Origin of the sequence: Providencia sp. PROV129, from assembly GCF_028482245.1 — a bacterium.
Lineage (GTDB): Bacteria > Pseudomonadota > Gammaproteobacteria > Enterobacterales > Enterobacteriaceae > Providencia > Providencia vermicola.
The window spans coordinates 1-5,368 of sequence record NZ_JAMPQD010000004.1 but is presented as its reverse complement, the minus strand read 5'-3'; the positions used below and the strand labels follow the sequence as shown (position 1 = coordinate 5,368).

Annotated in this window: 8 protein-coding genes and 1 pseudogene; 3 read left to right on the top strand and 6 right to left on the bottom strand. The window is 37.4% G+C overall.

Annotation, left to right across the window (positions count from 1 at the left end; genetic code table 11):
* Positions 1-582: 582 nt before the first annotated feature.
* Positions 583-1,017 carry a hypothetical protein gene (locus PSF27_RS01555; RefSeq protein ID WP_272680752.1) on the top strand — a complete coding sequence of 145 codons (435 nt, stop codon included), beginning with the start codon at positions 583-585 and terminating at the stop codon, positions 1,015-1,017.
* 27 nt (positions 1,018-1,044) lie between these two features.
* Here PSF27_RS01555 and PSF27_RS01550 read toward each other — a convergent pair whose 3' ends face one another.
* On the bottom strand, positions 1,045-1,332 hold the full coding sequence (locus PSF27_RS01550) for a hypothetical protein (protein ID WP_272680751.1): 288 nt from the start codon (positions 1,330-1,332) through the stop codon (positions 1,045-1,047).
* Between the two features lie 454 nt (positions 1,333-1,786).
* Here PSF27_RS01550 and PSF27_RS01545 point away from each other — a divergent pair, with 454 nt between their 5' ends.
* Entirely contained in the window at positions 1,787-2,701 is a 915-nt protein-coding gene (locus PSF27_RS01545; protein ID WP_272680750.1) for a hypothetical protein, read from the top strand.
* Positions 2,702-2,815: 114 nt separating this feature from the next.
* Here the strand turns inward: PSF27_RS01545 and PSF27_RS01540 are convergent, their stop codons facing one another.
* From PSF27_RS01540 to PSF27_RS01530, 3 genes are all read right to left on the bottom strand, one after another.
* Complete coding sequence (locus PSF27_RS01540) at positions 2,816-3,040, bottom strand: hypothetical protein (RefSeq protein ID WP_272680749.1); 225 nt, start codon at positions 3,038-3,040, stop codon at positions 2,816-2,818.
* The gene (locus PSF27_RS01535) at positions 3,030-3,263 is read right to left on the bottom strand and encodes a hypothetical protein (protein WP_272680748.1); all 234 of its coding nucleotides are present in this window, start codon (positions 3,261-3,263) and stop codon (positions 3,030-3,032) included. Before PSF27_RS01535 ends, PSF27_RS01540 begins: the two co-directional genes overlap by 11 nt.
* A 146-nt stretch (positions 3,264-3,409) precedes the next feature.
* On the bottom strand, positions 3,410-3,739 hold the full coding sequence (locus PSF27_RS01530) for a hypothetical protein (protein WP_272680747.1): 330 nt from the start codon (positions 3,737-3,739) through the stop codon (positions 3,410-3,412).
* A 230-nt stretch (positions 3,740-3,969) separates the two neighbouring features.
* Here PSF27_RS01530 and PSF27_RS01525 point away from each other — a divergent pair, with 230 nt between their 5' ends.
* Positions 3,970-4,539, top strand: coding sequence for a histidine phosphatase family protein (locus tag PSF27_RS01525; RefSeq protein WP_272680746.1), 570 nt, complete (start codon positions 3,970-3,972; stop codon positions 4,537-4,539).
* Between the two features lie 66 nt (positions 4,540-4,605).
* Here the strand turns inward: PSF27_RS01525 and PSF27_RS01520 are convergent, their stop codons facing one another.
* Together PSF27_RS01520 and PSF27_RS01515 are read right to left on the bottom strand one after the other, a co-directional pair.
* Positions 4,606-4,947, bottom strand: coding sequence for a hypothetical protein (locus PSF27_RS01520; protein ID WP_272680745.1), 342 nt, complete (start codon positions 4,945-4,947; stop codon positions 4,606-4,608).
* 61 nt (positions 4,948-5,008) lie between these two features.
* Positions 5,009-5,368 (bottom strand): annotated as a pseudogene (locus PSF27_RS01515) (tyrosine-type recombinase/integrase); the annotation flags it as partial.

Here is a 5,368-nt window from a genome sequence, read left to right as displayed (position 1 = left end):
CTACCATCCGCCAGCGTGTATGCATTTTATTTTGACTTGGCACACTTAATTGCCATGTCTGTTAGCTTCATAAATCACCAATATTGTATAGGAAAGTTGTAGAGGGAATTTCTAGACAAAAAACGATACAACAAATTGTAGAGATTTAGAAAGACGTTAGTAGACTTTGGTAGAGTGAGATTTCGCTGGAATGCTTGATTTACTTGGGATTGGGGAGGAGAGAACCATTCATAGCAATCAATATATTGATAATAAATAATTATTTAAATTATATCTTTATAGATACCCCAAAATGTACCCCCTAATATTTTTGTCATGCCTGTTTTAAGGTGATTTTTAATCTCAATGTTAGCTCTACACTTTCCAGTAACATCATTGCATAAATATCATCAATGGCAACTTCATTGCAGATAATGAAACACCAACCAGAAATAACCCTACCTATGTTTTTCACGACTCCGTTTCAAACGGAACCGTCAACGAAAGCTATTTAATACTTGATGATATTTAGTTTTAATTCTAACTTAACTGGAATTCTAGAAAAGCAGTCTTCACGCTCTAAGCATAAGTAAGGTTGGAATCATGACGGTAATGTTTGGATTTATCGAGTGCTTTAACTCTGATGATGAAAAAGTTTTTAACTTTAATAAAAAAGTACTGGACCAGCTTCCTACATTTGGGGCCTGTATATGCAAAGATATGTTTGCAATGCTCCCAATACATAACAAAGCATTATGCTACCCAACATCTACCATAATTCATTTTGTCCTAGAGGATAGAAACGAGTATTTTTTTATGCCTCAACGCAAAAATGAATTTGAATCGCTTCTGACTAAATTATGCTGGACTTCAGCGATGCTAATAGAAACATACTCAGGCAATCGATATGAGTGGAGAGCAGATGCCAGCTATCACAATAAGTTACTACCAATAAAAAATTGGTCTTTTACTGTATTCGAGTCACACCATAACCTTAAAGAAATTGAATATGGCGATGAAGGGCCTATTGATTCATGATAAGTAGTCTACTGATACTAAGTTTTACTAAATAGTAACTATCTGCGCCCCTGTTAGCTGATAACCATTAAACCATTCATAACGACCTGTAGCCGTGACTTTGTTCCCTTTCTGGCAGGTCATAAGCTCCAGCGCGTTAATATCAAATGCCACTATCTTTAATGGGTACGGACTACGCTTGTCACTCTCAGCCTGAATAGTCATTGTGGCCATAACTTTACCTGTGGCTGTTTTAACTCGCTCAGGGGCTTTTATTACTGTTCCTGACGTGGTGATCCTGATTGATTTTGCTTTTATCATTTCTGGTTTATTCATCTTCATATCACCAACGCATACCCATGCATTAGAATTTCATACTATTCATGATTAATCCCATTGGAAGATAATTCTAAATTATCACCAAGATCTAACTAGTTAATTCTCCCTTTTGATTCATTTATGCATTGAATAACATGTAATAATATAACATAATGAAAAAAGTTTGTTCTGGACTTTATTCCCTCCCCGATTCTTCTCGGGGTTTTTTATGTCCCCATATCCCTATCTTGATTATTTATATTTTGAACAAAATACAACAAAATTTAACCATTTGAGTTTTAGTATAAATAATTTATTTTAGTCGCATTACTAGAAATGCCTCAATGGTATCATTTCGCTGTTGTTTTCTATCTAACCTAATTAGCCAGTATTAAAAAACCTCCAATAAGCCATTAATTGGTTTATAATAATTTAGATAATTTTTATTTTTTCATCATTTTAAACCATCACTATGACATTTAAACAAACATTTAAAGACTATAAAAAACGTACACTTTACTGCTTTATAAATATAGAAATACCCTATATTGCTTGGGAGGTTGCTATCGGTAGAATTTGTACAACTATTTATGGAGGTATTGAAGGAAGCTCAATAACCCCAATGCAAACGTACTCAGCTCTATCTGTATGGCAATATAACAAATTACATTCACTTATTGTTCGTAGCGATAAACGCCCATACGAAAACGAGTTAAAGATGGAGAAATTCAGACATGATAACTTTCGTAATAAAGTATCGAGATTAAAAGGGTTATACTTCTTTGAATCTAAAGAAAATGCAATCAAAATTAGAAATCACTTAAGGTGGAACTGGCTACGAGATGAAGATCTTGCTGAGGTTGATTTTTATTACAAAGAGGATGAACACATATCTTTTTATGATTCATTATGGATAGACAGTGAAATGTCCGAAGAAAGCATGAATGGTTATTTTTCAGGAAAAACCAGATTCGAGAGCCCTGCTACTGAAATATTAGCCTATGGGAAAGGAGTTATCAAAAATGATGAACTAGTATGCAAGGCCAGAAATAAAATTTTAAATTTATATCCTAAATCAATAGATATTATAGATTCCGCAAAGTTGATTTTTGATACTTATTTTAAAGGGTCTATTTGGGCTCAGGAAACGGATTTTTCCGCATATAACCCTGCATATTCAATGTTCTGGTTTCATCAAGATGAAAACGGTAAAGCCAAGATAAGTTCTATAATGAATACTCATCCATTCGAAAAATACGGCTTTTTACACAGGAGTGATGACGTTTTATTTCCTGACTTTCAACAATATTTTCTAAATTTTACTGAGCCTCAATTTGAGGAATTTAAAAAAATATCAAATGAGATTTTACTCATTACACTAAACTAGAATAAATAATATTTATTCTTCGAAAAAATTCTATTACTTGATAACAAAATGATATTCCTTAATTATTATAAATAATCCTAGAGTACAGTCATGCTCTCCTGTTCTTTCCTGCTATCAGGCTTCTTGTGAAAAGAGTTGTTTTAGTTCTTCGCTTTCGGGAAATGTATAACCATTTCGTTTATGGAATCGTTTTTCTAACTCATCTGACGTTTCCTCGGGCTTGTCGCCGCTTATCTCATCCATGATAGCCCTAATCACCAAGGTATCGAAACTTTCATCCGTGGTGTTGTGCTTCTTCATCATGGCCTTAATCTGCTTAATTCCGTTTTTAGTGCTCATCGTCTTTCACCCATTTAGTTCGACGTGGATCACCATCGTCATACATTTCAGTAAATGATTTTTCTTCTGAATTACCAACAGGCACATACATGCGGCCTACGATTAAATGGTCACCTTCCGCAGAAGAATCGACAATACGAACTTCAAAGCCTGTTATCCTCTCCTCTGGCTGAAATTCTTCTAACTGTTCTCTAATTTGCTTGAGTGTTTTTCTAAGCGTCATTAGCTTCTATCCCGTACAAAACCTTGTCATGATGCTGCTGTGATAAAGATTCCCAATCATCAACACTTAATGATGGTATTGGCTCCATAATATTTCGGATTTTGGGTGCTGCCGTTTCAATCTGCCGCTTGAGCTTTCTAATCGAATTACGCATGGTCATTTTTAATCTCTTCCATAGCTTCTTTCAGTGCCTCAACCTCACGCTGCAAGCTCTCAACCTCGATAATCTTAGAAGCGTCAGCAATACCTTTTAGGATTACAGTTCCCACATCTGGCGGTACTGATCCCTGACTGATAGCAGATACAACGCTCAAAGCTGCGCTTGATAGGTCTGTGGTGTCACAAAGAAATTCGACAGGTTGGATAGTGGATTTCGAAACAGGGTCGCAACGGTCAGCCCATATTTTTAAGCAAGTAGCATCACCGCTTTCAATGCTGGCAAGAATTGATTTAATCGCTTGCGGGGTCATTTCCATTAGATTACGCCTTATCTCAGCGCCTTTACTTGGTCTGCCCGATGGATTACCTGATTGTCCTCCTGACAGACTGGTGCTAGCTAGAGGTGGTCATTAGGTTTGTATGATGTTATCCTCACCTTGCATGTTATTTTATCAATCAAGGGCTACCCTAAATATAGTGGTAGTATAACCTTCTTTCACCGTGTTATTTTATCCGCCCCAAATAGTCAACGAACAAGAAATTATATATGGAAATTATTTTAATGCGCCATGGAAAGCCTACTTTTACAGGCTCTTCCAAAATATCGAGCATCGAGATGGCCGAATGGATTTCACAATATGACCTCTCAGATACTGGCAATAATATACCCCCGCAGTCCAGCAAAGTGTTAGCTTCCAGCGCGCTATACATTATAAGTAGCCCTCTTCCAAGAGCTCTTTCATCCCTAACAGCATTAGGATGTAATCCTGATCGCATTGATGAAGTTTTCAGAGAAGCTAATTTGCCCACATTCCACATTCCAGCTTTTAGGTTCTCTCCCATCTTCTGGGCGACTGTTTTCCGTATCATGTGGCTTTGTGGAATCTCCCGTAATGTAGAATCCCTGAAAATGGCTAAGCTACGGGCTGCTCAGGCAGCAGATATCCTACTAACCTCTGTAAAAGTATCAAACGGTCCCGTGCTGCTTATGGGGCATGGTATGATGAACCGACTGATTGCAAAGGAACTCATATCAATGGGCTGGAAAGAAAGTCGTCGACAGGGGCTCGGTTACTGGAATGCTAGTATCTACAGTCTACCTGAGCAAAAATCTTGATTAAATATTTAGCTCTGTGCAATATCGGTGTGCGGTCAAATCTGAGCAATTACATATAAAGTTTTATTAAGTTATCCTTATCTTAATACCCGACGTTAATTTATCGACAAATGGTATAAATGCCTGCCAGTAATAATCCTCTAATCTTGCCTGTTCTGCTACTTTCTCCCTGAATTTCTTCCATCTCATGCCTTTGGGTTTATCGAAAGAATACACATGCTTGGTTAGGTTACTAACATCTGGGCTATAACCCCAAATAGCAAAGCGACCTACTCGCACCTTGCGCCTTAATCGGTCAAGCTTGTTTTCGCTTTGGCTGGCATAGTGGAAATTCCAACATGCTCTACAGGCTAAATCTTTACGACTAAAATCACTGTCTATTTGTCCAGTTATGACTATTTTAGACACAAAAAAACCAGACTTTTTATTATCTGGTTCTGTATTTTGTGGCTGGTAGATTAAGCACGTTTAAAGAAGAAAGAAACTCTGGTAATTCACTTACTGAAAGGTGGGCGTCATGCTCACGCTTATGCGGAACAAAGGCACTGGCTAAATCTGGCGCAGGGTTATACTCTGCCCTACCAGTAATAATGGCGTACTTTCATACCTCGCCACAACGTTGACGCACTTTCTTTAGCTTCTCCGTTGCTCCACGCTTTTCCATAATAGAAAGCACTTCAAGTAGTTCCATTGGTTTGATTTCAACAATCGGGCGATTACCTATATAAGGAAAGACGTCTTTTTCAAATGCGTCCATCATGTCATCACGATAACCAACAGACCAGCGATCCTTTCAGCCCTCATCCCATTCAAAGGCGATATTTTTAAC